The organism is Dryocola sharpae (genome assembly GCF_051307055.1).
GTDB lineage: Bacteria > Pseudomonadota > Gammaproteobacteria > Enterobacterales > Enterobacteriaceae > Dryocola.
Genome location: NZ_CP149994.1, coordinates 1,530,362 through 1,556,900, shown reverse-complemented (window position 1 = coordinate 1,556,900; position 26,539 = coordinate 1,530,362). Strand labels below are relative to the sequence as shown.

Here is a 26,539-nt window from a genome sequence, read left to right as displayed (position 1 = left end):
CCCTTCTTTGTGGTTATCAGCCGAAAATCAACGAAATGATTTTCCTTGTTTGTTAAATGACGGCACCCTTTAGTTTTGTCACGCCGGGAGGTTTGCCATCAGACTTTGTTAAAATAATTGTTCTAATTCTTTTTTATCTGGTTGATAGGTGTTCACCCGTCCGCCTGCCATAAGCCGGTTACCGGCGAGGATTTCACCTTCAAAACTGCCGATTTTTTCATCGCGCATTAAGAGCCTGATCTGACAGTCAAGGAGCGTATTCGCCGGGAATTTGCCTTCCGGACAACGCAGCCCGCGTCCGCCGAGCAACATGCCAACCCCGACCGATTCCTCGCCCGCGTTCATCGTATGCCAGCCGGACCATACGCCTACCGTCTGCGCGATAATTTCGATGGCAAACCAGCCGGGCAGCCTGCCCTCGCCGTCCAGGAAAGGCGCCAGCACGCCGTCGGCGCTCACTTTTACCTGGCAATGGGCCGCATCCTGCGTGACGTTAATAACCCTCTCCAGCAGGCACATTGGCGCTTCGTGAGGCAAGTAGCGTTGCGGGGCAAGATAGTCAGTCACGAATGGCTCCCAGGATCAGAGCGGCGTTGTTGCCGCCAAAAGCAAAAGAATTAGACAGCATGACCGGTTTGTAATCGGCACGCGGCCTGGTCAGTAAACCGCAGGGCGCGAGTTCGGGATCCTGCGTTGCATCGGTAAAATCCTGCGCGGGCAGCGGCAGGTCGCGAGTCAACATTAGATAGCAAAGCACCGCTTCACAGGCGCCCGCAGCCCCCAGCGTGTGTCCGGTAAGATGCTTGGTTGAACTGCCCGGCACGCTTTCACCAAACAGCTTGTGGATCACTCTGGCTTCAATCTCGTCATTTAAGCGCGTGGCGGTGCCGTGCATATTGATATAACCGATATCGGCCGCGGTTAAACCCGCCTGCCGCATAGCCATTTCAATGGCGCGGATCGCGCCCACGCCTTCGGGATGCGGGGCCGACATATGCCAGGCGTCGGACGATTCGCCCACGCCAAGCAGCTGTACCGGGCCTTTTTCACGACTCAGTACGATCAGCGCGGCGGCTTCGCCGATGGTGATGCCGTTACGTTCGGCGCTGAAGGGCTGGCAGAGCCGCTCGCTCAGGGATTCCAGGCTGTTAAATCCGTTGATGGGCATGCGGCTTAACGTATCCGCGCCGCCGACAATCGCGGCATCCACCATGCCGGACTCAATCAGACGCTGACCGGTAATTATCGCCCGCGCGCTGGAGGAACAGGCCGTGGAAATCGTCAGCGCCGGGCCGAAAAGCTGCAGATATTCGCTGATAAAGCGCGACGGATCGCCCAGCTCCTGCTGGCCGTAATGATAGGTATCGTTGCTCCCGCTCACCTGGCGATCGGCTTCGTCCAGCCCGGAGGTGCTGGTGCCCAGCACTACGGCCACGCGCTCCCGCCCATAGCTTGCGATAGCTTCGTCAATCTGCGGCTGAATTTGCGCAAGCGCCGCCAGCAGCAGCCGGTTGTTGCGGCTGTTATGCTGAGGAAGCGTTTCGGGAACGGCGGGCAGCTCAGCCGTGACGCGCCCAACCCAGCATTCTCCCTGCTGCAGCCAGTTATCCTTGTCAGGCGTCATGCCCGGCGCCCTGCCGGCGACCAGGCTGGCGGCGATCTCATCAAGCGTATTGCCCATCGCGTTGAGCATGCCGACGGCGGTTAATGAAATCATGATGGATTGTCCAGATGTTGGATAGCGATGGTATAGCCAAAGCGATGATGCTGAACAGTGACCGGCTGGCGGCTGCCGTCCCGGGCCAGGTACTGAATCGTCTCGATAAGCTCATTATTTTCATCGCGCAGCTCGCGGCGCGAGGCGATATCTTTTAGCGTCCAGCCTTTCGGCAGCTGCGGCTGCCAGACGGCAAGCGGCCAGTAGCTCAGCATGATATCGGCCAGCACCTGGCTTGCGGGCGGCAGCTCAGGCAGGGTGATGGACTGCTCGGTTTTCACCCCCGTCTGGTCATAGGTCAGCCGGAACAAACGGATCCCCAGCGGCGACAGCCCGGCCAGCATGATTTTCTGGCTATCAGCATTGAGCAGGACCATCAGCGACTGCGTTTTCCCCTTCACCCGCGCGGTCAACAGCTGCTGCTGGCTGATGGTCGGCGTAATACCGGGGGCAGGCAGCGTTACCAGCGTGCCCGGTTTGAGCCAGGCCTGCGGTCGGCTCGGCTCTTTTTTCGGCGCGCTACAGGCGCTCAGCACCAAGGCGCCTGTCAGCAGAATCAGCGTGCGTAATTTGGTCATGAATTTTCCTTTTCCCGAACGGGCAAAGCCAGCGGAGCGGTCAGAAATGCGCAGAATATTCCGCAGCTCAGCACAATCCCGAAGCCTGAAATAGCCTGAGTTGCGCTAAAGACCAGCATCCCCAGCGTAAATAAAGTGGTCAGCAAGGCGACGCTTACCGCCAGCATCGACGTTAACGGCGTGCCGCGTGGGTTGCTGAAAAATATCGTGTAGTTAATGCCGATGCCCAGCACCAGCACTAAGGCCAGCTGCGAGAATAAATTCAGCTCGTGTCCGCTGAAGGCTAAGGCGGCCAGCCCTCCGCCGAGCGACAGCAAAGAAGGCACGACGTTGATAAGCCCTCGTTTTACGCCCAGACGCAGCATGTAACTGATGGCAATCGCGGCAACGGCTGCGGCCAGCAGTCCTGCCAGCAGGGCGCGGTAGAAGCCGAAAAGCGCATTGAAAGCGCTTTTACGATCCACCCAACTGACGCCGGGCAGCTTTTCCGCAAGAGCGCTTAACGCCGCGCCGTCATGAACGCCGTTAACCGGCACCAGCGCGCCGCTTTGCCCGTTGGCAAGCGTAAGCCACAGCAAACGCCAGCCGCTGCTGATAACGCTTTGCTGCCAGACGTCCGGCGTGACCGGCATCTGCTGCAAATTCGGCGCCGTCACCTTTATGCCCGTTTCTGCGAGACGCTTTTGCAATACCGGCGCCGCCTCGCGCAGCAGACGTAAATCCGCCTGCTGGCGCTCAAGGGAGGCCAGCGGCAGCAGACGATAGCCGTCGATAATCTTACGCTTGCGCAAAGCGGCCAGCTCCGGCGCCAGCTTCTCAAGGCGCCGGAGCGTCTGCTCCGCGCTGGCGCCGTAAACCACAAACCATTTCTGATCCATCCCCTGCCCGGTCAGGGCGGTGATGCTCTGCTCTTCACGCAGCAAATCCTGCGGCAGGGCCTGTAAGGTGGAGATATCGTCGTTCACGCGCAGCATCGCCAGGCCCGCCACGCTGATAGCCAGCAGGGCGAGCGGTATACCAAAACGCACGAATTTATTGCAGTGCCATGCCGAAAGCCAGGCGGAAAGGATTTTCCGTCCGGGCGCCGGACGCACCGGCAGTCCGCGCACCGCGTGGGGATACCAGCAGACAACCGTCAGGCAGGAAGCCGTTAAGCCGCTGGCGGCAAAAACCGCAAGCTGACGAATGCCGGGGAACGGCGCGAGGATCATAATCAGATAAGCCAGCACCGTGGTGCCCAGCGCCAGCAACAGCGCAGGCAGAACTTTGCGCAGGCTGCTCAGCGGCGAGCTTTCCGCGCCGTGAACCATGCGTTCGGTGAGGTAATAAAGGGTGTAATCCGCAGAGACGCCGACTATGCCCAGGCTCATCACCAGCGTCATCAGATGCAGCTCGCCGAAGCAAAGCAGCGTGACCGCGGTGCCCGCAAGCGCGCCAATGCCGACGGAGAGAACGCATAACAGTAACGGGCGAACCGAGCGGAAAACCAGAAGGATCAGCAGCAGTACGCCAACGATGGTCGCCAGCCCCAGCGTGGAAACGTCGTGCTTCGCCTGCTGGCTGGCGTAATCGCTGTAGAACAGCGTGCCGCGCGACATCACTTTAGCCTGCGGAAACTGCTGCTCCAGCTGCTGCTGCAGCGCCCGAAGCTGGCTCACCGTTTCGTGCCCGCGCTGCATATCAAACGAGGAACCGTTCAGTTCGCCGTGCAGCATGTACCAGTAGCGGCCCTGCTTGTCTTTCGCCACCAGCCAGCCGTCGATCATGCGTAGCTGGCTTGCGCTTTGTTGCAGGGCAAGCTGTGAGCCGCGCACCAGCATCAGGGGATCGTTCGCCAGCTCTTTGCCGCTGACGCCGGAAAACGCCGAATAAAGCTGGGATAAAACCCACTGCGCCTGAGCCTCGCCGCCGTTTTGCAGGCGCGCGCGGGTTTGCTCATCCACCAGACCGTTACGGTGCTCGAAGTAGAATTTGCCCCAGGCCTGCTGCCCTGCGGCATCCATCGGTCCCTGAATTTTCTCCAGGTAAGGCTGCGCTCTTAGCTGCGCCTGCCACCGCTGAGCGACGCGCGCGTCAGGCTTTGTGCCAGGGCTGACCAGCCAGAGCAGCTGCCTGTCGAGCCGCTGCAGAAATCCCGCTTCAATTTCAGGCGGTATCTGTCCCAGGCTTTGGGCGGGCAAAAGCGACAGCACGCTGCTGTCGAGTCTGGCCTTAGGCAGCAGCGCGCACAGCGCAACCACCAGCAGCGCGACTACCGCAAACCAGCCCCAGCACAGGCGACGGTGCCGGTCAGAAAACGAAACGCTGCTGTTCTTCATGCGTCAGTTTTCGCGGTTCCGGGCGGTGGTTGCTGAAGGTGATTTCCGTGAAGTCGCCCTGCTTATCGTTAAGCTCGATACGGTTGAGGAACTTCTCGCCCTGCAGCGTGATGGTGCTGAACAGCTTGTCGAGCGGCGTGGTGGTCGGCGTTAAGATTAGCTGCCACTGCCCTTTCCCCAGATCGGTAAACCGGCTGGTGAAGTTCTCGTCCAGCACTTTGCGGTCGGCCTGAAACAGGGCGCGCAGCAGATGGTTGAACTGGAACATCTGCGGGTTGCTGTCGGCGGTGATCACCTGCGGCGCCTGGCGGCCCATCACCTGCACCATATGGCTGTCATCAAGGATGAGGGTCATCGGAAATGGATGCTGCTGCTGCCACCATAAGCCTTTGCTTTTGGCAATCAGCACCTCGCCGCTTGAGTGCAGCGGCTGGGCCATGCCGCTAATCTGGCGCTCCTGCTGGAAGGCGGCGCGAACGACCTGCTGGGCGGCAAAACGTTGCTGGACCTCATCCAGCGTCACCGCGTTCGCGGCGCTGCTTATCAGCAAGGCCGCGGTCAGTAAAAATTTTTTCATGGCGTTATTCCCATGCGTTCAAATAAAACAGCCGGCGAGACGTAGCACATCTCCCCCGTCGCGGCATCAACCGCTACCTGAATGGTGTAGCCCGTGGTGGTACGTTTGCCGCTGGCGGCATCGGTAATCTGATAGCCAATCTTCAGGCGATTTTCGAACTCTTCCACGCGCGCCCGCACCAGAATTTGCTGTTCAAACGTCACCACATCGCGATATTTCACCCGCGTGTCCACCACCGGCCAGACATAGCCGGAGGCTTGCATAGCGCGGTAACCGTAACCGAACTGGTCAAGCAGCGCTTCACGCGCCACTTCAAAATAGCGGAAATAGTTGCCGTGCCAGACCACGTTCATCGAGTCGACGTCATGGAACGGTACTTTGATACTCACCTCAGCGGTAAAGCGCGGGTCGCTTAACATGCGGACTCCAGATCTTTCGGCAGCTGCCAGAAATCATAAAAATTAAACCAGTCGAGCGGCGAGCGTAAAGCGTAGGCTTCAAGCCGTGCGGCATAACGATCGATGGCCTGCTGTAAAGCCTGCTGGCGTGTCGATCGCGGTAATATCAGGGGATCGGCAAAAGGCTCTGCGTGGATAAGCAGTTTGCCCTTCTCGCGCAGCACCATCATTAAAATTACCGGGCAGCGTAATGCGGCGGCAAGAATAAACGGCCCCTGCGGGAACGGCGCTGGCGCGCCCATAAACTGGCTCCAGCATACGCGACGATCGCCGCCGCGCTGCGTATTAACCGCAATTCTGTCGCCGACGATCGCCACCCATTCGCCTGCATCGAGTTTATCCTGCAACATCATGGCGGTTTCAGGACCAATGTGCGTGACGGGCAACAAATTCACCGCCGCCTGCGGGGCAATCTCTTCGACTATCCGGCGGAACCGCTGGGCATGATCGGTAAAGACCAGCGCATTGATGACTAACCCTGCATCAACCTGCGCCAGCGCCCGGCTGGCCTCAATATCGCCAAGATGCGCGGCAAGGATAAGTTTTCCGCATCCCGCCTGCGGCTGCAAAACCTCGCGGCTGCCGGGAGCAAAATTAATATCGCGCCCCCATTTAATATCCCCTCGCCAGGCGGCGATTTTATTGAGCATCGCATCGCCAAACCGCAGAAAATGCCGATAGCTGTTTAAGCCTGCGGGCAGTTCAGCCTGCCTGATTTGCGCCTGTTGCCGCACGCGCGCCAGCCAGAGCTGCGAGGCGCGACGCTGCGCTCCCCCGGTCAGCCACATCCAGGCTACCACGGGATAGAGTAGGAGCATAAAAGCCCCCCGCCCCAAAATTTGATAGATGCCCAGCATCAGGCGCATCCCCGCCAGCCCTTTTCTCTCCGGCATTTTCGCCCAGTGCGCGCTTTTGTGATGGCGTGAAAGCAAAGCAGGGATTCGCGGCAGCATGCCGAAGAATAACCGCGTATGCATCCAGGAAATGCGCAGGTTGTCACGCAGGGCGTCAAAGTGCGACAGGCCGTCGGGCGGATAAGTTACGCGGGTACGCAGAAAACGGCTCTCCACGCCGGACCAGTACAGACGCACCATGATTTCCGTGTCGAAATCCATGCGCCTGCCCGGCGGATGCTGCCCGATAACCGCAAGCGTTGCGGTCAAAGGATAAACGCGGAACCCGCACATGCTGTCCTTAAGCGATAGCGAAAGCGTTTCAATCCATACCCAAAAATGGGTGACGTAGCGTCCGTACAGGCGGGACCTGGGGACAGAATCGTCATATTCCGGCTGGCCGGATATCAGGCTTTCTGGATGCAGCTCCGCTTCGTGCAAAAAGCGCGGAACGTCCTCAATATGGTGCTGCCCGTCGGCATCAAGCTGAACGGCATGGCTGAACCCAGCCTGCCGGGCGGCCTGTAAACCGGCAATTACGGCCTGCCCTTTCCCGCTGTTGTTTGCCAGGCGCACCAGCGTTACGCCGCTGTAGCCTGCCGCCAGAAGCGCAAGCTGTTGCGCCGTCGCCTGTTCGCTGCCGTCGTCCACGATAATGCACGGCAACGAAAACGGAGCCAGCCGCGCGAGCACGCCGGGCATGGCTGCGCCGTGGTTATAACAGGGGATCACCACGCAGGGGCGAAAATCCGCATGGGCTGTGGATACGTTCTGCATCAGGGACATAGTTTGATTTTCCCGCTGCTGACAGGCTGCCGCGTTTCTTCCCGCAACAGGAGATACTCAAAGTTCAGCAAACTGCGGGCGGCGTCCCAGCGCAGATTCAGCTCAAGCAGGCTTTCGGGCAGTACCGGGCGCTGGAACTTAACGCTGTCAATCGCGCAAAAGCGCATGCCCGGCGCAAGCTCTGCGCCGTAAGCCATAACCCAGTCAAGCTGCGCCACGCCGGGAAGCAGCGGCTGGGTCGGAAAGTGGCCGCGAAACCAGCTCAGACTCGCCGGAATATGCAGATGCAGGCACAACTGATTTTCAGCCGACTGTGTACGCCATTGTTCAGTGGGTTTCATTAAATAATTCCTGTAGTTGCGCCCAGCATCGCTTGCTCTGGCTGTTGAGCGGAAGGCGCTCAACGATGCGCCAGTAACGCGGTATCGCCACGGGCTCAAGCCACTGGCGAAGCGCCTGTCGCCACCGGGTTTTATCTTTCGCAGGCAGCGTAGCGGCGTCATCAGGCACCACAACGGCCCCGAGGGTCATACGTCCGGCGCGAACAATCGGCACCACGGCCGCGTCCCGCACGCCCGGCAGCGCCAGCAGGCGACGTTCAATTTCGCTAAGCGAGACGCGTTTTTCTTCAATCTTGACGATGCGATCGCGCCGGCCCAGCAGCCGGAACTCGCCCTGCCGCGTAAATTCCAGATTATCGTCAAGCGAGCATTCGCCTGCGTCTATCAGCGGCGATCGTACCGACCAGCCTTCTTCACGGGCAATAAACTCTACATCAGGAAAAGGCTGCCACGGTAGCGCTGCGCTGTGGTGCTGCCGCCAGGCGAGCACGCCCGTTTCCGTAGTGCCATAAATTTCGCAGACCGCCTCGCCGAGCCACTGCCCGGCTCGCTGCGCCGTTTCGTCGTCCAGCACGCCTGCCGCCGAGAGCGTTTTACGGCACGGCGGCGCGCTCAGGCTGGTGTCAAGGCGCTTCAGAAACGCCGGGCTGCTGATAAACAGCAGAGGAAAGGAGGCATGCGCTGCCAGCTGCTCGGGGAAATGAATCATCGATACGTCGCAGGCCAGGCCCAGCGTCATGGGCAGCACGATGCGGAACGTCAGGCCATACATATGCTGATGGCTGACCGATGCCACGACGCGACAATCCTTCAGATCGCTTCCCCAGAGCTTAGCCAGCCAGGCGCTCTCCTCATTCAGGGCATGCACGCTCTTAAAAATCTGCGAAGGTTCGCCCGTTGACCCCGAGGTGAACAATATCACGCCCGCGTCGTGCGCCACGGGCGGCAGCGGATGCGGCAACCGGGAGGATAAAGTTTGCGGATTAATCACCGGGCAATTCAGCTCCAGCGGCAGATCGGTTAACACGCCGCTAAACAGAGAGCGCTGTTCGCGCAGCTGCGCTTCCCGGCAGTGGCCCGGCAGCAGCGGTGTTTTGCCCGCGTGCAGCGAGGCCAGCAGCGCGACGATAAACCAGTAGCTGTTGTCAAAACAGAGCGCCCATCGCTCGCCGGTACGGACGCTCAGTTCGCTATAAAGGCGCTGAACGTCGCGCACGAGCATGGCCTGAGTCCAGCTTTTGTCGCCATCGAACGCGACGATGCAGTCGGGTGCACGAGCGTCGCTGAGCCATTTATTAAGCGGCAGCGGCTTAGCCATGATAGCGTTTCACCCGCTGGCGCACTAACCACTCACCCGCAAACAGCGCGCCCATCAGCATATAGCTGAGCATGCCGTTCCACAGCGTCCAGAGATGAACATTGCCGTGCAGGCAGGTCCACAGGGAAACGGCGCCGTTAACGATAAAGAACCCGCACCAGACCTGCGTCACGCGGCGCGTGTAGCGAACCGCCGCCGGAGAAAGTTCGCCTTCGCGCCAGCGTGCAAGGCGTTCAATAAGCGACATGCGGCTAAACAACGAAGCGCCAAACAGAGCAAGCATCACAATATTGACGACCAGCGGATACCACAGCAGCAAGCGTGCCTCACGCAGCAAAAAGCTCGCAACGGTCAGGATTATCCCTACTCCGGCGAGAGCCTGCGCCGCCCGGCCCAGGGCCCCCGTTTTACCGCGCAGCGCAGCAAGGCGCAGCACGAAACAGAGCGCCAGCAAAGGCAGCAGCATATGCAAATGCGGATAGCTCAGCGTCAGCCACACGGCAAAAGGCCAGCCGATGACGGCCAGCCCGCCGGCGATATTCAGCATGTTTGCTGCCCGCACGCGCATCAGGAACCCTGCTGCAGCCGTTCTACCGCTTCGACAACGTCCTGTACGGTGCGGACGGTTTTAAAATCTTCCGGTTTAATTTTCTTGCCGGTGCGTTTTTGCAAATGAACGACCATGTCGACAGCATCGATACTGTCGAGATCTAAATCTTCATAGAGGCGGGATTCAGGCGTAATAAGGTCCGCGTCAAGGTCGAACAATTTAACCAGCAGGCCGGTCACTTCCTGATAAATATCTTCTTTATTCATAACTTGCTCGTTCTTGTAATTATTCAGGCGCCGCGCGCCGGATTAAGGCTGGCAATAAAAGCGGCCAGCGTTGCCACAGAGTAAAAATGCTGGCGCATGGTTTCGTTTTCAGCGGACAAGGCCACGCCATAACGTTTTTTGACGCTCAGGCCCAGTTCGAGAGCGTCAATGGAGTCAAGCCCCAGCCCCTCGTGGCCAAACAGGGGCGCCTCGCTGTCAATGTCGTCCACGCTGATTTCTTCAAGGTTCAGCGTGTCGATAATCAGTTGTTTAATATCGTTTTGTAGAGAGTCCATATTTGCATCCGGGTCTTAACGAGAGTCAGGCACCAGCGCCTGACGTAAATAATGGCTCAGGCGACGCGCCGCAAGCGCCGGGGCGTCGTCCTGCGCTGTGACGAAATCCTGGCTTGCTATACGCCCCTGTACAGAGACCGTAATCATCGGTTTACGTGCCGGGATTTGATACCAGCGGCTTTGCTTATCGAGATAGCGCTGGTCGCAACAAATATGCACCAGCCGCAGGGGGCAGCCGCTGCGAACGGCGATTTGCGCGGCCCCGCGCTGGATAGCCAGCGGTTCGCCAGGGCGCGTACGCGTGCCTTCCGGGAAAATGAGTATTGTCTCCCCCGCCGATAAACGCTGCTGGCTTTCCGGCAATAACGTTTCGCCCTGGCTGTTAATTAAATAATCTGCCGCGCGAATAACGCCCCTGAAACAGGGATTATTGACCAGGCTGGCTTTGACCAGGCAGCCAATCTCAGGCGCCTGCGAAGCAATAAAAACATAATCCAGCAGCGTGGGATGGTTCGCAACGACCAGGCAGCCGCTGTCAATGCGCAGTTTTTCCGCACCGCTGAACTGATAGTCAAAAACGCCCAGAAAGCGCCCGATGCGTAAAAATAACCGAAAACTGGCGGCAATACTGCGACGGGCGATATTACGACGCTTATTTCGGTTAGGTACGGTTATCAGCAGTAAATTAAACCACAGCAGCGACAGCGCAAGACCGCCGCTGCCAAAAAGAATAAACAGCCAGCCGGTCATGACGACTCGCCAGTACCAGTTGAGGCGTTGCAGGACTTTGCGCCCCATCACTGGCGGCTCCACTGCCACAGTAACCTTTCGCCAGCGAACGAAAATGCAGGCGCTTCGCTCAGCCAGGCGTGTAAAAAAGCGAGGCTTTGCGGTAGCGCGCTGGCATCACGATGCGCGGCGGGAATGCTTTCGGCCCGCAGCTGCGAGCCTGCTTCCAGCAGCAATGCTACGGCGAACGGGAAAGCATCAGGCTCGTCTGCAAGCCAGGGCCGATAAAAATCGGGAATGGCGCCGTCGAAATCCACCATCAGCACCCGTTTGTAACCGGCATGATGAAAAGCAGCCACCTCGATCAGCGCCTGAGCAAAGGTGTCCCGACCGGCGGAGACAGAGGATGAAACCAGAGGCGCTTTCGCTGCAATAGTGGTATTGCCAACCGCCGAATTGTGTACCGACATGGCAAAATCCGTTGGCGAGACGGTTTGCTGTTCAGCCAGGGCGCCCAGGATCTTAAAGTTGCGTTCCAGCTCGCCATGACGGCTGGCGAAAACCAGCGCGTCGGCCTGGCCGCGCTCCAGCACAGCCAGCGCAACGTCTACCGCCAGGCGACTGCCCGACGCCAGGCGGCGCGCGGTCATCATGGGTAAATGTGTGCTGCGGGCGATTGCGGCTGTCGCATCGATTACCGGAGATGCTTTGCTCCAGGCAAGCCACTGCGCGGCATCAGATAAGCCGGGGGCGCTGGCCTGCCAGTCGACAAGGTTAAACGCTAACTTCATTCTCGCTACCATCATTCATATGCTGCAGCCCGCAGATATCTCTTTTACGTTGTTACGGGCTATGGAATAACTCTCAATCCGCTGGATTTTTCTTAGAGAATTTTTTTTGCGCCGCGGAAATTTGCGACGGCGCCGAATAGTAACAAAACCTGCGATGAAATAAATCAGTATGCGGAAAAACTCATGGCCTGGCGCCATCGCCAGACCATGTTATTTACTGCCAGGTGACGTTGACGATGGCCAGCCGACGCTGCGGATCGAGATACTGAATATCTGTGTGCATCAGGCTGTCGCCGGGTATAAAGCCATCGGCCAGCTGGTTTAGCGTAACGGTATAAGTTGTCGGTTTTCCTTGTTTATAACAGGAAAACTCTACCTTCTGCTCCTGCGGCGTGATCCCGCATCCCCCTTCGACAATCGCTCCCCTGAAGTGAATCACTCCGCCATCCGTGCCGGCCTGAGTCAGAGGAGAGAAGAGTGCCAGCACAGCAACAGAGAGAAATGTCTTAAAAGTAATTTTTATCATGATCTGTACTCCTCAAATGCAGTCTGTAATAAAGTTATCGGCAGATAACCTCAGCGCTACAGTTAAACATTGGTATACAGATGAAATAATCACAACAAACCGGTTACACAAATCAAATAAAGTATGCAGGCTTATATTCTGCCGGGCGGGGCCCATTGTTTTTCCAGATTAATATCTTTTCCGTTAGACAAGGTGACGGTCAGGGTCACGCTGTCTCCGGGCTCGATATTCAGGCTCAGCCTGGCTAGTTTTATCGGTTCGTTCGCCTTTATAGAGACGCTGGATCGCTGATTACTGGTGCTTTGCCCGGATCTTCCTGAACGCGTGGCCGTGAGCCTTATTGCGCACTGGCAGTCGCTGGTCAGCGTGGCGACGGGTTCAATAGTATAAACATTGCCCTGCTGTCGGGTATCGAAGGTAAGCTGATTTGAGAGCGCCGCCAGCAAAATTAAGGTGTGCATATTATCCCCCCAATAAAAAAACAGGGCCTGAGCCCTGTTTCTATATAGTGCAGATTCTCAGCTAGTGCTGGTAAGCATTCGCGTAGTTACCCCAGCCAACCTGAGTAACAGAGATTGTTGAATTATCAGCCGTCTGGTTAGTAATTGCGGTGTTTTTACCACCCTGAGACTGAACAACAAAGGTATCTGAATCAGAAGCGCCAGACTGGTTTGATTTCACATAGTTGTTATAACCATATGATTTAATATCAATTGTAGCATCAGGTGACGAACCTTGATCGGCAAGTGCAACGTTGTTCACGCCTTCCTGATAAATACTCAGGGTTTCATCGCCCTGGCTATTGTGTACAGGGAAATGACCGGCCAGTGCGCTACCGGAAATAACTACCGCTGCTAATGCTGCCACTTTGAATAAATTCATGGTAAACCCCCATCGGATTGAGAATATTAGCCCAAATAGTTGGTGTATTATCGTTGGATAATACGAACCGCCATTTGTGACTGTTTCTGCACTACAACTGCTGTTTTTTGCGTACCGTTCTGGATAATACTTGCTTTATTACCGGAACCTTTCTGGATAATTAAAGCGGTATTACCATAATCGGACTGCTTAATATCCGCATCGTTCGAACTGCCCGCCTGCGAAATATAAGCAAGATTATAACTCCCTGATTGATCGACGTTTGCGCGGTTACTGCCTCCGTACTGCGAGACGACCGCAAGTTGCCGGGTCCCTCTTTGATCGACATCGGCACTATTTCCAGCGCCGTGCTGACCAATAATGGCTGCCTGATTAAAAGATGCTTTGCTTAATTCATTAACTGCAAAGTTATACTCTGAAGCGGCGAGATCGGGACCTGCCGCTATTACATAACCAGGCGCACCCAGCAATGCTAACACCATAAATAACGATGTGTTTTTCATGTTGTCATCCTGGACCTGGATGCTGCCAGGTAAATATGCCAAAACATTACGTTGTTAACGCAAACAATAAAAAGTTATTGCTGCGTTACGGAAATGAGTATGTCCTTCGACACATTTAAAATATCTCACCCGCACGGTGTATTTTTATATTTATATTCACCCCAAAGTATGAGGCAGATAAAAAAACGTAACGCTAACAGGAAGTTTGCCAGCACCGAATTTCATTGGCCGCTGACTAGCAGCAGATTGACCGCCAGCGCAACCAGCTCAGCCGCCTTGCAGGACATCTTTTGCGAAGTGTTTAGCAATTTAGCCATGAAGTCTGTCACCGCAACACTTTTTCTTAAACAGGATGCAAAAGTTGCCAGAAAGTTTGATTATTTACATATGTTAAAACGTGTCGGGTGAGAAAACTCCGAAGAGAATAGAATAATAATCAATAAGTTATATTAAATTGTATGATTTTTAAAAGTGATGCAAATTAATTAAAATGTACAACTTTAGCATCAAAAACAAATAGCAAAAATCTCATAAAGAAACATTTGAATATCTTCAGTTACATTATGTAACATCTTTAACACTTGCTTTAAGATTACTTCCCGCTAGATTGAATTCAGCAGTAACCATTTTATTTAACACAATGTCAGCCGTATCAACGTGCGAGTTTGACCGTGTTTTATTATTTCACACACAGCAGTGCAGCACTAATCAGTATCTCTGGTGAATTAACTTTCCGTTAATTCAGCTGATAGTGCATAAAAACCAGGTGGAGTTTCATCATGTTTAATGAAGTCCATAATTTAAATGGTCATACATTGTTGTTGATCACCAAACCTTCGCTGCAGGCTTCGGCGCTATTACAACATTTGAAGTCCTCGCTGTCTGTAAACGGAAAACTTCATAATATTCAACGCTCTCTCGATGAGATAGCGGGGAATGTTCTGGTGTTATTCGATATGGTTGAGGCAGATAAAAAGCTTATTAATTACTGGCAGTCCAGCTTAAGCCGCAAACACAGCAGCATCAAACTACTTCTCCTCAACACGCCTGAAGAGTATCAGTTCCGCGACATAGAGAACTGGCCTCACATTAACGGCGTATTTTATACGTCAGAAGAAGAGCCGCGGGTTATCGAAGGTATACGCGGCGTAATGGAAGGTGAATGTTATTTCTCGCAAAAATTAGCCAGCTACCTTATTAATCACTCCGGAAACTATCGCTTCAACAGCGTGGAGTCTTCGCTGTTAACGCACCGGGAAAAGGAAATTCTTAATAAGTTGCGTATTGGCGCTTCCAATAATGAAATCGCTCAGTCGCTATTTATTAGTGAGAATACGGTAAAAACCCATCTCTATAACCTGTTCAAGAAGATAGCCGTAAAGAACCGCACTCAGGCGGTTTCCTGGGCAAACGATAATCTCAGGCGTTGAGGCAATGAAATTACAACCTGCTTTACTGCTGGCCACAGTTTTACTGTGCGCTTCCGGGGGCGCTCGCGCCATAGAAGTTGAAATTCCCGGACTGTTGACGGATCACACCGTTACTTCCGTGGGCCACGACTTTTATCGCGCCTTCAGTGACAGGTGGGAAAGCAACTTTACCGGAAACATGGCTATGAATGAGCGCCCCAGCGCCCGTTGGGGGAGCTGGATAACCATCACTGTCGATCAGGACGTTGTTTTCCAGACTTTTTTATTTCCAATTAAACGCGACTTCGACCGCAACGTCGATATTGCACTGGCTCAAACAGATGAAGCAATTAAACGTCGGCAGATTGATAAAGCCTTATTGGGCACCGGCGATTTAGCCCACGATGAATTCTAGGAGGCTGTCATGCGTATAGCTCATGCGGTTGTTTCCCTGCTGGTTTTTACACCGCTGGCATGGGGCGGAAATATGACGTTTCAGTTTACTAACCCGAATTTTGGGGGCAACCCAAACAACGGTCCTTTCTTACTTAATGAAGCTCAGGCTCAGAACTCTTATAAGGATCCCAGCTATAGCGATGATTTTGGTATTGAAACGCCCTCCGCTCTGGATAACTTTACGCAAACTATTCAGTCGCAGCTGCTGGGTGGGTTGCTTACCAATATCAATACCGGAAAGCCAGGGCGCCTGGTGACCAACGACTTTATTGTGGATATTGCCAACGCTGACGGGCAGTTAACGATGAACATTACAGACCGCAAAACCGGAAAAACCTCAACTATCCAGGTCGCGGGCTTACAAAACAATTCTACTGATTTCTAGTGGGCTTAAACTTTCAAAAGGTATTTAAGGATAAACATCATGCAGCGCTTTCTTCTCATCGTAGCAGTGTGTTTATTAAGTGGTTGTTTAACCGCACCACCTAAAGAAGCCGCTAAACCTACGTTATTGCCTCGGGCCCAAAGCTATCGTGATTTAACGCACTTACCGGAAGCGGCGGGTAAACTGTTTGTCTCGGTTTATAATATCCAGGATGAAACAGGTCAGTTTAAGCCTTCTCCGGCGAGTAACTTTTCAACGGCCGTACCGCAAAGCGCCACCGCTATGCTGGTGACAGCGTTAAAAGATTCACGCTGGTTTATACCGCTGGAACGCCAGGGATTACAAAACCTGCTCAACGAACGCAAGATAATCCGCGCGGCCCAGGAAAACGGCACCGTTGCGGCGAATAACCGTCAGGCTCTGCAATCGTTAATGGCGGCAAACGTCATGATTGAAGGCTCCATCATTGGCTATGAAAGCAATGTGAAATCGGGCGGCGTCGGGGCGCGTTACTTCGGCATTGGCGGTGAAACGCAATATCAACTCGACCAGATTGCCGTCAACCTGCGCGTGGTTGATGTCAGCACCGGCGAGATATTGTCTTCTGTCAACACCAGCAAAACCATTTTATCTTATGAAGTGCAGGCCGGGGTATTCCGCTTTATTGATTACCAGCGTCTGTTAGAGGGTGAAATTGGCTTCACCACCAACGAACCGGTGATGATGTGTCTGATGTCGGCTATCGAGACGGGCGTTATTTATCTGATCAATGACGGTATCGACCGTGGACTCTGGGATCTTAAAAACGCGGGCGACAAAAAGAACCCGATATTGTTGAAATACAAAGAAATGTCCGTACCGCCGGAAGCCTGATGGCAAACCGGACATAAAAAAACCAGCCCCGGCTGGTTTTTTTATTTGCCGATTGCCGCCGACCGTCTGGATTTTCTAGCCGCAAGCCACAGCCCGCCGTTCTTCATGGCAAAACCAAATACCAGGCCCAGTAATAAAGAAGGCACCACAAGCCGCCACTCGTCCTGGCTGGCGAAGGTTGCACAGGCGCCGATAAAGGTGCCGGGTACGAACGACAGCAGCACATGGCAAGCCTGGACACACATCAGAAAAGCAACGACGCCCGTCACGACATAGCCAAGGATTTCCAGATGCGGCGCCAGCGCGCTGCCATGAATAATAACCTGCGCCCAAAGCACGCCGCTGCACAATGTGCAAAGCGAGATGAACAGCCCTTTCAGGCCGCCCTGCGGGCAGGCGAAATAAGCGGTACACCCGAGAAAACCTGCCCAGCTCAGCAAGCCCAGGCTCACCGCTACCCAGCCCCAAAGGCCTGAGAGGATGCCGGTCGTCAATGCGAGAGAAATGAGTATGTTCATGGCGGCGTATCATAGCAGAGCCTTTCGGCCCAACTGCGATCTGCCGCACACTTTATGTAAGAACTAAAGAATTGTTACATGGAAAAAGTGATTTAAATCACACTTTATTCTTCTTCTGATTCCTCAAGCTCATCGCGCATCGCCTGAATAGCTTCACGGCTGATGGCCGCCAGCGTGCGATAGAAAGGCGTTGCCGCGTGGGCTTCTACCTTGCCAAGGAAGGTACCGCACCACGGGAGAAGGTAAGCATCAAACAGCGTGACCTGAGCTTCATATTCATCTTCCTGCGACTGATCTTCCAGCCACGACGCGGCAAGCAGCAGGGTTCCAAAGTGATCGGTCGGCATCTGGGCAAGCGGCATGCCGCGCGTTTTGAGGAATTCGCGGATTTCGCCTTCATGGCTCCCCTCTTCCCATGCCGAGCGATATGGCGGAACGCTGCACTCGTCACCGACAAAGAGCGCGTTGTAATCTGCGGCAAGCAGCTGCGGATCGCAACTTTGCTGCAGCCGAGCCAGCAGCTCGTCCTGCTCCAGAGGCCAACTTGCCGCCAGCTTTCCTTCGTGGATCATTGTCAGCAACGGCACTAACAGCGGGTCCTGCGGCTGACGGTAAAACAGCGATCCCAGAATACGGCAAATAATAGAGAACTCATTCATGCTAACAATCCATTCAGAGGTAGAGATTACAGTGTGGCAAATTCGGCGATGGGCGCCATGCCGCGGGCTTCAAGGAAACCTAACAGGCGACGCGGCGTAACGTTCAGAATGCGCTCTTCCGGGAAGTCCACTTCCGCCAGCACCTTACGACATTCGTTAAAATCACCCAGGCTAAATGCCGTATGGGAATCCGAGCCCAGCGACAGCCAGCCGCCCGCATCACGTACCGCAGCAGCGATAGCGCGACAGTTCGGCCCGCTTCCTTTGCGGGAGTGCGTGAAAGAAGAGTTATTCAGCTCAAGGGCCACATTATATTTAGCCGCAGCCTGAGCGATGGCCGGAATATCGACCGGGAATTTCGGATTGCCAGGATGGCTAATGATGTGCACATCGCCGTTAGCCATCGTCGCAATCATCGCTTCGGTATGCGTAGCTTCATCCTGCGGCGGGAAAACGGGCTCATGGAAGCCGGCGATAATCAGATCGAGCGCATCCAGCATTGGGCCCGTGCAGTCAATTTCGCCGCTGGTATTTTTTATATTCGCCTCAATGCCGCGTAAAATACCCACGCCATCGACCACGCGCGGCCAGATGCGCATATTCACAAAGTGCCAGTAGTGCGGCGCGTCGGCCATATCGGGACCGTGATCGGTGATGGCAAACAGTTTGATGCCCTTGCTTTTGGCGATGGCGATATAGTCGTGCAGGGTGCTGTAGGCGTGGGTGCTGGCGACGGTGTGCATATGCAGGTCAACGGGATACATAACTCTCTCCTTTTCTCTTTCCCGCAAGGATAGCAGCTATTGCCGTTGAGTTTTAGCCCGGCGGGGAGCCGGGCCGGGTTTAGTAGCCGTGTTGCAAGGAAACTTCGCCCGTCGGCGTTTCGCCTTTCTCAATCTGGCGAATCGTTCTGGCGATATAAACCATTGCCTCATCGGCTCGCGTAACCGCCGCGACGTGAGGCGTTATTGCCACACGAGGATGCTTCCATAGCGGGCTGTCAGCCGGCAAGGGCTCTTCAGAGAATACGTCCAGCATCGCCCCCTTCAGCTTACCGCTATCAAGCGCGGCCAGCAGATCGGCCTCCACCAGATGAACGCCCCGCGCCAGATTAAGCACGTATGCTTCGTCTGCCAGCTGTTCCAGCAGAGGTGTATTAATGATGCCGACGGTCTGCGGCGTATTTGGCAGCAGGTTAATAAGGACGCGGGTGCCGTTGAGGAAATCGCTGAGCTGCTCATCGCCCGCAAAGCTTGTGACGCCCGGATAATCTTTTTTGCTACGGCTCCAGCAGCGAACCGGGAAGCCCCACGCGGTCAGGCTTTCTGCCACCTGACCACCGAGCACGCCTGCGCCGAGAAGGCCAATAATAAAGTCTTCGCGACGGTAATCGTCAAGAGGCTGCCAGTTCGCCTGCAGCTTCTGCGCCTGGTAGTCGTCAAAACGTCTGAACCAGTGCAGTACCTGGCTTACGGCGTACTCCTGCATCTGCCGCCCCATGCCCGTATCCTCCAGGCGGAATAGCGGTACGCCTGCGGGAAGCATCTCGGGATAAGCCTGCAGCCTGCTGAGGATCGAATCCACGCCCGCCCCAAGCGCGAATACGCCCTTGAGCTGTTTGCGGCCAGCCAGCATTTCCACAGGCGGGTGCCAGACTAACGCATAATCAGCGGGCCGATCGTCGCCCTCCTGCCACTCACGTACGCGAGCCTCAGGGAGCTGTTGCTGCAAACCTGCCAGCCAGGCAGGGGTATCGAATGTCGGGTGATAAAAAATAATATCCACGTTTCCTCCTTTTTTCTTAGGCTTACGCGAAACGCGAATCAATTCAAGTGATGAATGTAATAAAAAAGCAGCGCCCTTTGCCGGTTTAAAAAGCAAGTTGCCTGAAGTTTGTCTAAACGCGCTAAATTTAGTGAAAAGTGCATTGACGTGATTAGCGCTTTTCCCTACATTAGCGCCCGTTCCAGCAGCGCTGGAGCAACAATATGGTGAGGTGTCCGAGTGGCTGAAGGAGCACGCCTGGAAAGTGTGTATACGGCAACGTATCGAGGGTTCGAATCCCTCCCTCACCGCCATATTTGAAGAAGAGCTCACATATAAATGCGGGCTTTTTTTTCGCATATTGCACGCTGAGGGACGGATGAGAAGCCTCGACAGGGTTCGACAACAGGCTTCAGCCTGTTGGACGTCAGGGGCACTCGTGACCATGACGCCCGTAGGGTGAGCGCAGCGAATCAATCCCTCCCTCACCGCCATATTTGAAGAAGAGCCCGCACATAAATGCGGGCTTTTTTTTCGCATATTGCACGCTGAGGGACGGATGAGAAGCCCCGACAGGGTTCGACAACAGGCTTCAGCCTGTTGGACGTCAGGGGCACTCGTGACCATGACGCCCGTAGGGTGAGCGCAGCGAATCAATCCCTCCCTCACCGCCATATTTAAAGAAGAGCTCGCATATAAATGCGGGCTTTTTTCGTTCCGAATCTCTTATCGCTCAAGGCTTAACCGAACACACCTTAATACGAAAATTACGCTTGACCGATTGGGGATGACTCCCTATAGTAGCGCCCCGTTGCCCCCGTAAGCGGGTGACAGAAAACAATATGGTGAGGTGTCCGAGTGGCTGAAGGAGCACGCCTGGAAAGTGTGTATACGGCAACGTATCGAGGGTTCGAATCCCTCCCTCACCGCCATATTTGAAGAAGAGCTCACATATAAATGCGGGCTTTTTTTTCGCATATTGCACGCTGAGGGACGGATGAGAAGCCTCGACAGGGTTCGACAACAGGCTTCAGCCTGTTGGACGTCAGGGGCACTCGTGACCATGACGCCCGTAGGGTGAGCGCAGCGAATCAATCCCTCCCTCACCGCCATATTTGAAGAAGAGCTCACATATAAATGCGGGCTTTTTTTTCGCATATTGCACGCTGAGGGACGGATGAGAAGCCTCGACAGGGTTCGACAACAGGCTTCAGCCTGTTGGACGTCAGGGGCACTCGTGACCATGACGCCCGTAGGGTGAGCGCAGCGAATCAATCCCTCCCTCACCGCCATATTTGAAGAAGAGCCCGCACATAAATGCGGGCTTTTTTTTCGCATGTTGCACGCTGAGGGACGGATGAGAAGCCCCGACAGGGTTCGACAACAGGCTTCAGCCTGTTGGACAGCGATGGAATTTATGACAGCGCTGCCCGCAGGGCGAGTCCGCCGGACGAGTCAATCCCGCCCTCACCGCCATATTTAAAGAAGAGCCCGCATATAAATGCGGGCTTTTTATTGCCCATAACGCCTTTAGGGGCGAATGAACCTATCTTTTCCGCTGGTACTTTTCCGGCAGCGGTGGCACGGGCCGCCGGTCGTCGATTAAATGCAGAATCGTCAGTAGCGGATGGTGAAACAACATTCGGGGGCCTGCCCAGCGCATAATCTGCTTCATCTCTTCCCTGCGGGCGGGCTGATAGCAATGAATTGGGCAGTGTTTACAGGCGGGTTTTTCTTTGCCGAAGGCGCAGCGATCCAGTCTTTTTGACGCGTAACTGAACAGAGATTGATAGTGCTCCGGCGTGTTATCGGCCGCCGGGCCGTTTTGCTCGTACAGATTGAGCATTTTTTGGATGGTTTTTTTCTCTCTCTCGATGCGTTTCTCTGACATAGCGGTACCTGAAAATTGAGCGGCCCCGGCAGCGGGCCTGTTAAATACGCATTTATAATACACCTTTAATGAGAGAGAACCTAAGCGAGCCAGCAGAAAACGTGTGGAGCGGGGAATGGTTTGCTGCAAAAAGGAAAAAGCCTGCATTCATTTTCAGGCTTTTTAACATGATAGCTTACAGATCGCTGAAGTTACCCAGACGATACCCGCGTTCGGCAATCGCATATTTCAGCGAGGCCGACGTCAGCACCTCCAGTTCGGTAAGGCGCGGATAGCAATATTTGCTCGCCAGAACGGTGTTATCAATAAAAGAAGGATGGCACATAACTTCCAGCGACTCCTCCTCACGCGCCATAGAGCGATCCAGCGCCTCCAGAAACAGCGTCCGGGTGATGGCTTCGCCATAGAAACCACTATCGAACCCCTGCGTACTTCGCGCCCCATTTAGCTCCAGCTCACGCTTTTTTAACTCATCACGATCGATGCGCATGGCGACACCCTGCTCTTTTGCAAAGGCTTCAACGAGAGGGAAAATCTGCGGGATCATATGTACGTGATGATGGCTGTCGATATGGGTTGGCGGACGGCCAAAGAGTTTGATAAAGCGCACAAACTGACATGCCAGCTCCTGCTGGATCTCCGCAAGCGGCAGCGGTCCCGCTTCTGCCCTCTCCCAAATCCATTTACCCAGTTCGCCCTTTTCGTCTACCAGACCCGGCATCGCAGAAAGGGGTTGCCCGAGCGTCAGCACAAAGTGCATACCGACCGCCAGTTTCGGATACGCCGCGCTCAAAGCGACCGCGTGGTCAATACCTGCCGCGTTAACCATCGCCGTGGTTGACGTCACGACGCCATTATTAAATGCCTCGATAATGCCGTAGTTCTGCGCTTTACACAGCCCAAAATCATCCGCATTTACGATTAACAACTTATCCATAAGCGCTCCCTTTAAATCGCCCCTCGCTGATGTGAGAGGCGCAGCTCATTGACTATTTCAGCGCGGCAATCGTCTGTGCAAACTCAGGCAGCAACGCCTCGTGTGCTAATAGCATGTCACGTGCAAGTTTTTCCGCATCTTTATCGGAGTGGATGAGCGGGCTCAGGTTTAGCGCCAGCAGCACGTCGTTGAGCTCACCGCTTAACGCAGCCTCGCTTGCGGCAATCTCAAAACCTTTAATGGTGTAAATCAGGCCGAGAACTTTTTCATCAAAGTGTGTGATGCGAGGCGTTGGCGTTGCGCCGTCGCGTCCAATCGTACAGGTCATTTCGATAGCCCAGTCTGCCGGAATATTATCGATATGGCCCTTGTGCGGGAAGTTGACGTAATGCTCGGTCTGCTTGTCGTTGTAGATAGCGCTAATCACTTCACAGGCCGCGTCTGAATAGTAGGCTCCGCCGCGCAGCTCAAGCTCTTTCGGCTTCACGTTGAGATCGGGATTTTTGTACAGGTCAAAGAGCTGTTTCTCAACTTTTTGTACAACCGTTGCCCGCGCGCCGCCTTTATAGAATTCCCCCATCTCGATGGCCAGCATCTCTTTTTGCTTGAAGTAATAAAGCAGATAGGAACACGGAATGAGATGCAGGGAACGCAGCAGACCTTCACTGAACGGCAGATCGAAAATATTCTTCACGCCGCTCGCCTTCAGCGTGCCGGAAGCAACGCCGTCAAGCAATTCAGCAAAGCGCGATTCGCCGTTAATCAGCACATCCTTAATAAACACCATGTGGTTGAGGCCGAAAAGATCGATCGATAAGTCGTCCTGCGGCTGGACCTTCAGCACGTCCTGAATGAACATTTTCATGCCCACCGGGATGTTGCACACGCCGATGAATTTCTTAAAGCTGGTGTGGCGGAATACCGCCTCGGTCACCATGCCGGCCGGATTGGTAAAGTTAATCACCCAGGCCTGCGGGCAAATCTCTTCCACATCTTTGATGATGTCGAAAATCACCGGAATGGTGCGCAGCCCTTTAAACAGCCCGCCCGCCCCGTTGGTTTCCTGGCCTAAATAGCCGTGGCTTAGCGGGATACGCTCATCAAGCTCACGCGCTTTTAACTGGCCCACCCGTAGCTGAGTGGTGACAAAATCTGCATCGACCAGCGCTTCGCGGCGATTAAGCGTTTTGTAGAGCGCAATGGGCACGCCTGCACGCTCAACCATGCGCAGGCAGAGATCGAAAATAATATCCTGCTTCTCTTTGCCGGCGTCTACATCGACCAGCCATAATTCAGTGATAGGCAACTCATCGTAACGTTTAATAAAGCCTTCGAGTAGCTCTGGGGTATAGCTACTTCCGCCACCAATAGTGACGACTTTCAGTTTTTTGCTCATAGGGACTCCCGTACAATATCATTGCACTGCAAATTAAAGATCGCGATATAAATGAATGAGTGAGGATTATGAAGCGAATCCACATTCATTCACCCACAGGCTAATTAATACTACACAATTGTTTCCGGTACTGCTTCGGGGTGAATGCGGTTAATTTTTTAAAGTTTTTAATAAACATGCTCGGGCTGCTGTATCCCGATTCAAAGGCGATATCCGTAACCGAGTAATTTGTTATCTCCAGCTGTTTCCTGGCAAAATCCACCCGTATTTCATTGATAATCTGCATAGGCGTTTTGCCATAATGGCGTTGCGTTGCGCGGGTCAGATATTCCTGCGACTTGCCGGACAGCGCCACCATATTAGACAGGGCTTTATCACCAAAGCGGGATTTATCGTGCATCTTCTCAACGGTTACCTTCAGCCAGACCGGAATATCCGTGATCGCTTCCGATTCGCGATGGTGACGCAGCCGGTTAACGATATAAAAAGTCACCATTTCCAGAAATTCGTTAAACTCGCCGTTTCTGAAGTTAAGCGAGGCAATCACCGATTCAATATAAGCCATAAACTCGTGCTTAATTTCATAGACCTGTGATGCGACAAACCGCTGCGGTAACAGGGGTAAATAGTGCTGTTCAAAAAAGGCTTTACTGATGCCTACATTAAGTATTCTGGTTGCACCAAATTCATAAAAGCTTTGATGATGTGAACCCAGAGGAATAAAAACAAAATCTCCGCGTTCTAACAGCACTCGTTTACCATTAATATCCTGATAATAACGTCCGGTAAGCACTACGGTAAATTCGTAGTAGTCATGCTGATGCAGCCCGGAGATGCTTTCAACTTTGTTGTAGATAAAAACATGGAAATTCTGGCCGTCGAAGAGTTGATTTTCGCGTGCTGTCTTGATTTCCATGCTCAATACCGGTGGCTGCATTATGGCTCCATACGTTATTTTATTTTTTCGTGGAGCTCAATGAGCTCCGTCACGAGTTCGCGCGCAAGCATTGAGGTCATCAGGTGGTCCTGCGCGTGTACCAGCACCAGGCTAACTTTGGTTTTGCCTTCGCCCTGATCATCTTCAATCAGCCTTGTTTGTACCCGGTGCGCCTCGTTCAGCGACAGGCGAGATTTGGCCATCAGATCCTGGGCCTGATCGAACTCGCCCTCTTTCGCCTTTTTCAGCGCGGCATACGCCAGGCTGCGGGCCTGTCCTGAATTGATGATTAACTCCATGACCACTTCTTCAAGATCCTGCGTTTCTGGCGTTTCAACAACGTTGTCTAAATCAATCATCTTTATTCCTCACTCTTAAGTTAGCCTGCGCCGGAGAGGCTATTCTCTCCCCGGCAGCAGCGCGGATTAGAATTTCAGCGCGTTGGCAATATCTTCTTCGCTTTCTTCTTCTGCAATGACGCTCTGCGCCTTATTGGAGATGGCAACGAAAGGCAGATAAACCAGCGTTGCAACGCCCAGGTTAAACAGGGCCAGCAGCAGCGCGGCAATGCTTCCGTTGGTGTTAAAGAAAGCGCCCAGGCCGGTAGGCATCGTCCAGGGTGCGATATTGGTAATCGGCGGGATAAGCCCCAGGTAGTAGGCCACAAGCGTAATCGCTGCCAGAATCGGCTGAATCAGTACAAACGGGATAAACATTACCGGGTTCATAATGATCGGCAGCCCGAACAGGATAGGTTCGTTAATCTGGAAGATGCCGGATGGCAGCGCCAGCTTCGCCACCTGACGGTGATCGGCGCGACGTGAACCAATAAAGATGGCGATGATCAAGCCAAGCGTTGCGCCGGTGCCGCCGAGGAAGATATAGGAGTCGAGCATCGGTTTCGCCCAGACATGGAACGACTTACCGGCTTCGAGCGCCGCATCCACAGAGCCGTACTGGGTATAGATGGCAACGTTTTCCAGCGCCCATGGCGTCATGATGCCGCTGTCGAGCGCAGCCAGCGCCAGAGAGCCGTGCACGCCGAAGAACCACAGCAGGGAAGTGAAGATAACGTAGGCCCAGCCCACTACTGCGCCCATTGACGCAAGCGGCGTGGAGATGGAGTCCATAATAATCTGGTGGAAGTTGCTGCCAAACGAAGCCAGCGCCCAGGCGATAATCCCGAAAACAGACAGGATAATAAAGCCCGGAATTACCGCCGAGAATGAGCGCGATACCGAAGTGGGTACGCTTTCGGGCAATTTAATAACCCAGTTGCGTCGAATAACGAAGGTAAACATTTCGGCAACAATAAGACCGATAATAATACCAGAGATAATATTGGTGCCGCCTAACCAGTTAGCTCCCACGGCATAAGCTTCGCCTACGCTATAAGGCGTGACGGTCATAAATGCAGCAACGGATAATAATCCCGCCGCCAGCGAATCAACTTTACGCTCCTCAGCCAGCGCCATTCCTATAAAAAAGGGAGCCATCAGCGACATAATACCCAGCGTGCCGTTGTAAACGTTGCCGCCGATAGCTTTTAACCCATTCAGGGTTTCAATGGTCGAGGGATCTAAACGAATGCCTAAAGAATAAAAGAACGAACCTGCCCCGAAGCTTAAAAATACGTTATTGATAAGAACAAACATTGCCCCCGTCAGGGTTAACGGCATTAACTTAATAAAACCATTTTTAATTGCGTTAACGTGCGGCTGTTTTCCTATTTTGACGGCAAAAGGAAGGAGTACCTTTTCAAGTGAATCAATGACTTTACTCATT

At 54.1% G+C, this 26,539-nt stretch carries 33 protein-coding genes and 2 tRNA genes; 7 read left to right on the top strand and 28 right to left on the bottom strand.

Annotated features, from left to right (window positions below; all coding sequences use genetic code 11):
- Positions 1–108: 108 nt before the first annotated feature.
- From WLO31_RS07410 to csgB, 18 genes are all read right to left on the bottom strand, one after another.
- Positions 109–567 carry an ApeP family dehydratase gene (locus WLO31_RS07410; RefSeq protein ID WP_435929830.1) on the bottom strand — a complete coding sequence of 153 codons (459 nt, stop codon included), beginning with the start codon at positions 565–567 and terminating at the stop codon, positions 109–111.
- Positions 560–1,717, bottom strand: a complete 1,158-nt coding sequence (locus WLO31_RS07405; RefSeq protein ID WP_435929829.1) for a beta-ketoacyl-[acyl-carrier-protein] synthase family protein — start codon at positions 1,715–1,717, stop codon at positions 560–562. Before WLO31_RS07405 ends, WLO31_RS07410 begins: the two co-directional genes overlap by 8 nt.
- A complete protein-coding gene (locus WLO31_RS07400; RefSeq protein WP_435929828.1) occupies positions 1,714–2,295 on the bottom strand; it encodes a DUF3261 domain-containing protein in 582 nt (193 codons plus the stop codon). Before WLO31_RS07400 ends, WLO31_RS07405 begins: the two co-directional genes overlap by 4 nt.
- On the bottom strand, positions 2,292–4,613 hold the full coding sequence (locus WLO31_RS07395; protein ID WP_435929827.1) for an MMPL family transporter: 2,322 nt from the start codon (positions 4,611–4,613) through the stop codon (positions 2,292–2,294). The genes WLO31_RS07400 and WLO31_RS07395 overlap by 4 nt, the downstream gene beginning before the upstream one ends.
- Positions 4,585–5,190, bottom strand: coding sequence for a LolA family protein (locus WLO31_RS07390; RefSeq protein WP_435929826.1), 606 nt, complete (start codon positions 5,188–5,190; stop codon positions 4,585–4,587). Before WLO31_RS07390 ends, WLO31_RS07395 begins: the two co-directional genes overlap by 29 nt.
- Entirely contained in the window at positions 5,187–5,609 is a 423-nt protein-coding gene (locus WLO31_RS07385) for an acyl-CoA thioesterase (RefSeq protein WP_435929825.1), read from the bottom strand. Before WLO31_RS07385 ends, WLO31_RS07390 begins: the two co-directional genes overlap by 4 nt.
- Positions 5,603–7,327, bottom strand: coding sequence for a glycosyltransferase family 2 protein (locus WLO31_RS07380; protein WP_435929824.1), 1,725 nt, complete (start codon positions 7,325–7,327; stop codon positions 5,603–5,605). The genes WLO31_RS07385 and WLO31_RS07380 overlap by 7 nt, the downstream gene beginning before the upstream one ends.
- Positions 7,318–7,668: an ApeI family dehydratase gene (locus WLO31_RS07375; RefSeq protein WP_435929823.1), complete on the bottom strand. Its 351-nt coding sequence runs from the start codon at positions 7,666–7,668 to the stop codon at positions 7,318–7,320. Before WLO31_RS07375 ends, WLO31_RS07380 begins: the two co-directional genes overlap by 10 nt.
- Positions 7,655–8,986 (bottom strand): AMP-binding protein, encoded by a 1,332-nt coding sequence (locus WLO31_RS07370; RefSeq protein ID WP_435929822.1) that lies wholly within the window; start codon positions 8,984–8,986, stop codon positions 7,655–7,657. Before WLO31_RS07370 ends, WLO31_RS07375 begins: the two co-directional genes overlap by 14 nt.
- On the bottom strand, positions 8,979–9,533 hold the full coding sequence (locus WLO31_RS07365; protein WP_435929821.1) for a hypothetical protein: 555 nt from the start codon (positions 9,531–9,533) through the stop codon (positions 8,979–8,981). The genes WLO31_RS07370 and WLO31_RS07365 overlap by 8 nt, the downstream gene beginning before the upstream one ends.
- Before the next feature lie 20 nt (positions 9,534–9,553).
- Positions 9,554–9,802 (bottom strand): acyl carrier protein, encoded by a 249-nt coding sequence (locus WLO31_RS07360; protein WP_435929820.1) that lies wholly within the window; start codon positions 9,800–9,802, stop codon positions 9,554–9,556.
- Between the two features lie 23 nt (positions 9,803–9,825).
- Positions 9,826–10,098, bottom strand: a complete 273-nt coding sequence (locus WLO31_RS07355; RefSeq protein WP_435929819.1) for a phosphopantetheine-binding protein — start codon at positions 10,096–10,098, stop codon at positions 9,826–9,828.
- Between the two features lie 15 nt (positions 10,099–10,113).
- Positions 10,114–10,896 carry a lysophospholipid acyltransferase family protein gene (locus tag WLO31_RS07350; protein WP_435929818.1) on the bottom strand — a complete coding sequence of 261 codons (783 nt, stop codon included), beginning with the start codon at positions 10,894–10,896 and terminating at the stop codon, positions 10,114–10,116.
- A complete protein-coding gene (locus WLO31_RS07345) occupies positions 10,896–11,618 on the bottom strand; it encodes a beta-ketoacyl synthase chain length factor (RefSeq protein ID WP_435929817.1) in 723 nt (240 codons plus the stop codon). The genes WLO31_RS07350 and WLO31_RS07345 overlap by 1 nt, the downstream gene beginning before the upstream one ends.
- 214 nt (positions 11,619–11,832) lie before the next feature.
- On the bottom strand, positions 11,833–12,144 hold the full coding sequence (locus tag WLO31_RS07340; RefSeq protein ID WP_435929816.1) for a hypothetical protein: 312 nt from the start codon (positions 12,142–12,144) through the stop codon (positions 11,833–11,835).
- A gap of 131 nt (positions 12,145–12,275) precedes the next feature.
- The gene (gene csgC, locus WLO31_RS07335; RefSeq protein ID WP_435929815.1) at positions 12,276–12,605 is read right to left on the bottom strand and encodes a curli assembly chaperone CsgC; all 330 of its coding nucleotides are present in this window, start codon (positions 12,603–12,605) and stop codon (positions 12,276–12,278) included.
- 61 nt (positions 12,606–12,666) lie between these two features.
- Entirely contained in the window at positions 12,667–13,026 is a 360-nt protein-coding gene (locus tag WLO31_RS07330; RefSeq protein ID WP_435929814.1) for a curli major subunit CsgA, read from the bottom strand.
- A gap of 47 nt (positions 13,027–13,073) precedes the next feature.
- Entirely contained in the window at positions 13,074–13,529 is a 456-nt protein-coding gene (gene csgB, locus WLO31_RS07325) for a curli minor subunit CsgB (RefSeq protein ID WP_435929813.1), read from the bottom strand.
- A 99-nt stretch (positions 13,530–13,628) separates the two neighbouring features.
- Between csgB and WLO31_RS07320 the strand changes: the two genes are divergently transcribed.
- The 5 genes from WLO31_RS07320 to csgG all read left to right on the top strand — a co-directional run bounded on the left by WLO31_RS07320 (position 13,629) and on the right by csgG (position 16,652).
- The gene (locus WLO31_RS07320; protein WP_435929812.1) at positions 13,629–13,937 is read left to right on the top strand and encodes a hypothetical protein; all 309 of its coding nucleotides are present in this window, start codon (positions 13,629–13,631) and stop codon (positions 13,935–13,937) included.
- A gap of 371 nt (positions 13,938–14,308) precedes the next feature.
- Positions 14,309–14,959 (top strand): biofilm master transcriptional regulator CsgD, encoded by a 651-nt coding sequence (csgD, locus tag WLO31_RS07315; protein WP_435929811.1) that lies wholly within the window; start codon positions 14,309–14,311, stop codon positions 14,957–14,959.
- A 4-nt stretch (positions 14,960–14,963) separates the two neighbouring features.
- Positions 14,964–15,353, top strand: a complete 390-nt coding sequence (gene csgE / locus WLO31_RS07310) for a curli production assembly/transport protein CsgE (protein WP_435929810.1) — start codon at positions 14,964–14,966, stop codon at positions 15,351–15,353.
- A gap of 9 nt (positions 15,354–15,362) precedes the next feature.
- A complete protein-coding gene (csgF, locus tag WLO31_RS07305) occupies positions 15,363–15,779 on the top strand; it encodes a curli production assembly/transport protein CsgF (RefSeq protein WP_435929809.1) in 417 nt (138 codons plus the stop codon).
- A 39-nt stretch (positions 15,780–15,818) separates the two neighbouring features.
- Positions 15,819–16,652: a curli production assembly/transport protein CsgG gene (gene csgG / locus WLO31_RS07300; RefSeq protein WP_435929808.1), complete on the top strand. Its 834-nt coding sequence runs from the start codon at positions 15,819–15,821 to the stop codon at positions 16,650–16,652.
- Positions 16,653–16,693: 41 nt separating this feature from the next.
- Here the strand turns inward: csgG and WLO31_RS07295 are convergent, their stop codons facing one another.
- From WLO31_RS07295 to ghrA, 4 genes are all read right to left on the bottom strand, one after another.
- Positions 16,694–17,170 carry a DUF1097 domain-containing protein gene (locus WLO31_RS07295; RefSeq protein ID WP_435929807.1) on the bottom strand — a complete coding sequence of 159 codons (477 nt, stop codon included), beginning with the start codon at positions 17,168–17,170 and terminating at the stop codon, positions 16,694–16,696.
- Positions 17,171–17,274: 104 nt separating this feature from the next.
- Positions 17,275–17,829 (bottom strand): TorD/DmsD family molecular chaperone, encoded by a 555-nt coding sequence (locus WLO31_RS07290; protein ID WP_435929806.1) that lies wholly within the window; start codon positions 17,827–17,829, stop codon positions 17,275–17,277.
- Positions 17,830–17,855: 26 nt separating this feature from the next.
- Positions 17,856–18,593 (bottom strand): phosphatase, encoded by a 738-nt coding sequence (locus WLO31_RS07285; RefSeq protein WP_435929805.1) that lies wholly within the window; start codon positions 18,591–18,593, stop codon positions 17,856–17,858.
- Between the two features lie 79 nt (positions 18,594–18,672).
- Positions 18,673–19,614, bottom strand: coding sequence for a glyoxylate/hydroxypyruvate reductase GhrA (gene ghrA / locus WLO31_RS07280; protein ID WP_435929804.1), 942 nt, complete (start codon positions 19,612–19,614; stop codon positions 18,673–18,675).
- Positions 19,615–19,819: 205 nt separating this feature from the next.
- Here ghrA and WLO31_RS07275 point away from each other — a divergent pair.
- Together WLO31_RS07275 and WLO31_RS07270 are read left to right on the top strand one after the other, a co-directional pair.
- Positions 19,820–19,907: transfer RNA gene (locus WLO31_RS07275), tRNA-Ser, on the top strand.
- Positions 19,908–20,437: 530 nt separating this feature from the next.
- A tRNA-Ser gene (locus tag WLO31_RS07270) sits at positions 20,438–20,525 on the top strand.
- A 614-nt stretch (positions 20,526–21,139) separates the two neighbouring features.
- On the opposite strand, the gene WLO31_RS07265 is transcribed toward WLO31_RS07270, so the two are convergent.
- The 6 genes from WLO31_RS07265 to chbC form a co-directional block, all read right to left on the bottom strand.
- Complete coding sequence (locus WLO31_RS07265; RefSeq protein WP_435930543.1) at positions 21,140–21,484, bottom strand: nitrous oxide-stimulated promoter family protein; 345 nt, start codon at positions 21,482–21,484, stop codon at positions 21,140–21,142.
- 175 nt (positions 21,485–21,659) lie between these two features.
- Positions 21,660–22,421, bottom strand: coding sequence for a chitin disaccharide deacetylase (gene chbG / locus WLO31_RS07260; RefSeq protein WP_435929803.1), 762 nt, complete (start codon positions 22,419–22,421; stop codon positions 21,660–21,662).
- 52 nt (positions 22,422–22,473) lie between these two features.
- Entirely contained in the window at positions 22,474–23,817 is a 1,344-nt protein-coding gene (locus WLO31_RS07255) for a 6-phospho-beta-glucosidase (protein WP_435929802.1), read from the bottom strand.
- Positions 23,818–23,917: 100 nt separating this feature from the next.
- Positions 23,918–24,754, bottom strand: a complete 837-nt coding sequence (chbR, locus tag WLO31_RS07250; RefSeq protein WP_435929801.1) for a transcriptional regulator ChbR — start codon at positions 24,752–24,754, stop codon at positions 23,918–23,920.
- Between the two features lie 14 nt (positions 24,755–24,768).
- Positions 24,769–25,113 carry a PTS N,N'-diacetylchitobiose transporter subunit IIA gene (chbA, locus tag WLO31_RS07245; protein ID WP_435929800.1) on the bottom strand — a complete coding sequence of 115 codons (345 nt, stop codon included), beginning with the start codon at positions 25,111–25,113 and terminating at the stop codon, positions 24,769–24,771.
- A gap of 66 nt (positions 25,114–25,179) precedes the next feature.
- Positions 25,180–26,538: a PTS N,N'-diacetylchitobiose transporter subunit IIC gene (chbC, locus tag WLO31_RS07240; RefSeq protein WP_435929799.1), complete on the bottom strand. Its 1,359-nt coding sequence runs from the start codon at positions 26,536–26,538 to the stop codon at positions 25,180–25,182.
- Between the last annotated feature and the right edge of the window lies 1 nt (position 26,539).

Excerpts from the sequence above, each read along its gene's own strand:
- WLO31_RS07265 (WP_435930543.1), bottom strand. The coding sequence starts at position 21,484 with ATGTCAGAGAAACGCATCGAGAGAGAGAAAAAAACCATCCAAAAAATG.
- WLO31_RS07375 (WP_435929823.1), bottom strand. The coding sequence starts at position 7,668 with ATGAAACCCACTGAACAATGGCGTACACAGTCGGCTGAAAATCAGTTG.
- WLO31_RS07330 (WP_435929814.1), bottom strand. The coding sequence starts at position 13,026 with ATGAATTTATTCAAAGTGGCAGCATTAGCAGCGGTAGTTATTTCCGGT.
- csgB (WP_435929813.1), bottom strand. The coding sequence starts at position 13,529 with ATGAAAAACACATCGTTATTTATGGTGTTAGCATTGCTGGGTGCGCCT.
- WLO31_RS07355 (WP_435929819.1), bottom strand. The coding sequence starts at position 10,098 with ATGGACTCTCTACAAAACGATATTAAACAACTGATTATCGACACGCTG.
- csgG (WP_435929808.1), top strand. The coding sequence starts at position 15,819 with ATGCAGCGCTTTCTTCTCATCGTAGCAGTGTGTTTATTAAGTGGTTGT.
- csgF (WP_435929809.1), top strand. The coding sequence starts at position 15,363 with ATGCGTATAGCTCATGCGGTTGTTTCCCTGCTGGTTTTTACACCGCTG.
- WLO31_RS07365 (WP_435929821.1), bottom strand. The coding sequence starts at position 9,533 with ATGCTGAATATCGCCGGCGGGCTGGCCGTCATCGGCTGGCCTTTTGCC.
- WLO31_RS07385 (WP_435929825.1), bottom strand. The coding sequence starts at position 5,609 with ATGTTAAGCGACCCGCGCTTTACCGCTGAGGTGAGTATCAAAGTACCG.
- chbR (WP_435929801.1), bottom strand. The coding sequence starts at position 24,754 with ATGCAGCCACCGGTATTGAGCATGGAAATCAAGACAGCACGCGAAAAT.
- WLO31_RS07395 (WP_435929827.1), bottom strand. The coding sequence starts at position 4,613 with ATGAAGAACAGCAGCGTTTCGTTTTCTGACCGGCACCGTCGCCTGTGC.
- chbC (WP_435929799.1), bottom strand. The coding sequence starts at position 26,538 with ATGAGTAAAGTCATTGATTCACTTGAAAAGGTACTCCTTCCTTTTGCC.
- WLO31_RS07405 (WP_435929829.1), bottom strand. The coding sequence starts at position 1,717 with ATGATTTCATTAACCGCCGTCGGCATGCTCAACGCGATGGGCAATACG.
- WLO31_RS07360 (WP_435929820.1), bottom strand. The coding sequence starts at position 9,802 with ATGAATAAAGAAGATATTTATCAGGAAGTGACCGGCCTGCTGGTTAAA.
- WLO31_RS07340 (WP_435929816.1), bottom strand. The coding sequence starts at position 12,144 with ATGATAAAAATTACTTTTAAGACATTTCTCTCTGTTGCTGTGCTGGCA.
- WLO31_RS07295 (WP_435929807.1), bottom strand. The coding sequence starts at position 17,170 with ATGAACATACTCATTTCTCTCGCATTGACGACCGGCATCCTCTCAGGC.
- WLO31_RS07380 (WP_435929824.1), bottom strand. The coding sequence starts at position 7,327 with ATGTCCCTGATGCAGAACGTATCCACAGCCCATGCGGATTTTCGCCCC.
- csgD (WP_435929811.1), top strand. The coding sequence starts at position 14,309 with ATGTTTAATGAAGTCCATAATTTAAATGGTCATACATTGTTGTTGATC.
- WLO31_RS07290 (WP_435929806.1), bottom strand. The coding sequence starts at position 17,829 with ATGAATGAGTTCTCTATTATTTGCCGTATTCTGGGATCGCTGTTTTAC.
- chbG (WP_435929803.1), bottom strand. The coding sequence starts at position 22,421 with ATGGATAAGTTGTTAATCGTAAATGCGGATGATTTTGGGCTGTGTAAA.
- WLO31_RS07255 (WP_435929802.1), bottom strand. The coding sequence starts at position 23,817 with ATGAGCAAAAAACTGAAAGTCGTCACTATTGGTGGCGGAAGTAGCTAT.
- WLO31_RS07350 (WP_435929818.1), bottom strand. The coding sequence starts at position 10,896 with ATGGGGCGCAAAGTCCTGCAACGCCTCAACTGGTACTGGCGAGTCGTC.
- WLO31_RS07400 (WP_435929828.1), bottom strand. The coding sequence starts at position 2,295 with ATGACCAAATTACGCACGCTGATTCTGCTGACAGGCGCCTTGGTGCTG.
- chbA (WP_435929800.1), bottom strand. The coding sequence starts at position 25,113 with ATGATTGATTTAGACAACGTTGTTGAAACGCCAGAAACGCAGGATCTT.
- WLO31_RS07320 (WP_435929812.1), top strand. The coding sequence starts at position 13,629 with ATGTCCTTCGACACATTTAAAATATCTCACCCGCACGGTGTATTTTTA.
- csgC (WP_435929815.1), bottom strand. The coding sequence starts at position 12,605 with ATGCACACCTTAATTTTGCTGGCGGCGCTCTCAAATCAGCTTACCTTC.
- WLO31_RS07390 (WP_435929826.1), bottom strand. The coding sequence starts at position 5,190 with ATGAAAAAATTTTTACTGACCGCGGCCTTGCTGATAAGCAGCGCCGCG.
- WLO31_RS07345 (WP_435929817.1), bottom strand. The coding sequence starts at position 11,618 with ATGAAGTTAGCGTTTAACCTTGTCGACTGGCAGGCCAGCGCCCCCGGC.
- WLO31_RS07370 (WP_435929822.1), bottom strand. The coding sequence starts at position 8,986 with ATGGCTAAGCCGCTGCCGCTTAATAAATGGCTCAGCGACGCTCGTGCA.
- WLO31_RS07285 (WP_435929805.1), bottom strand. The coding sequence starts at position 18,593 with ATGTATCCCGTTGACCTGCATATGCACACCGTCGCCAGCACCCACGCC.
- csgE (WP_435929810.1), top strand. The coding sequence starts at position 14,964 with ATGAAATTACAACCTGCTTTACTGCTGGCCACAGTTTTACTGTGCGCT.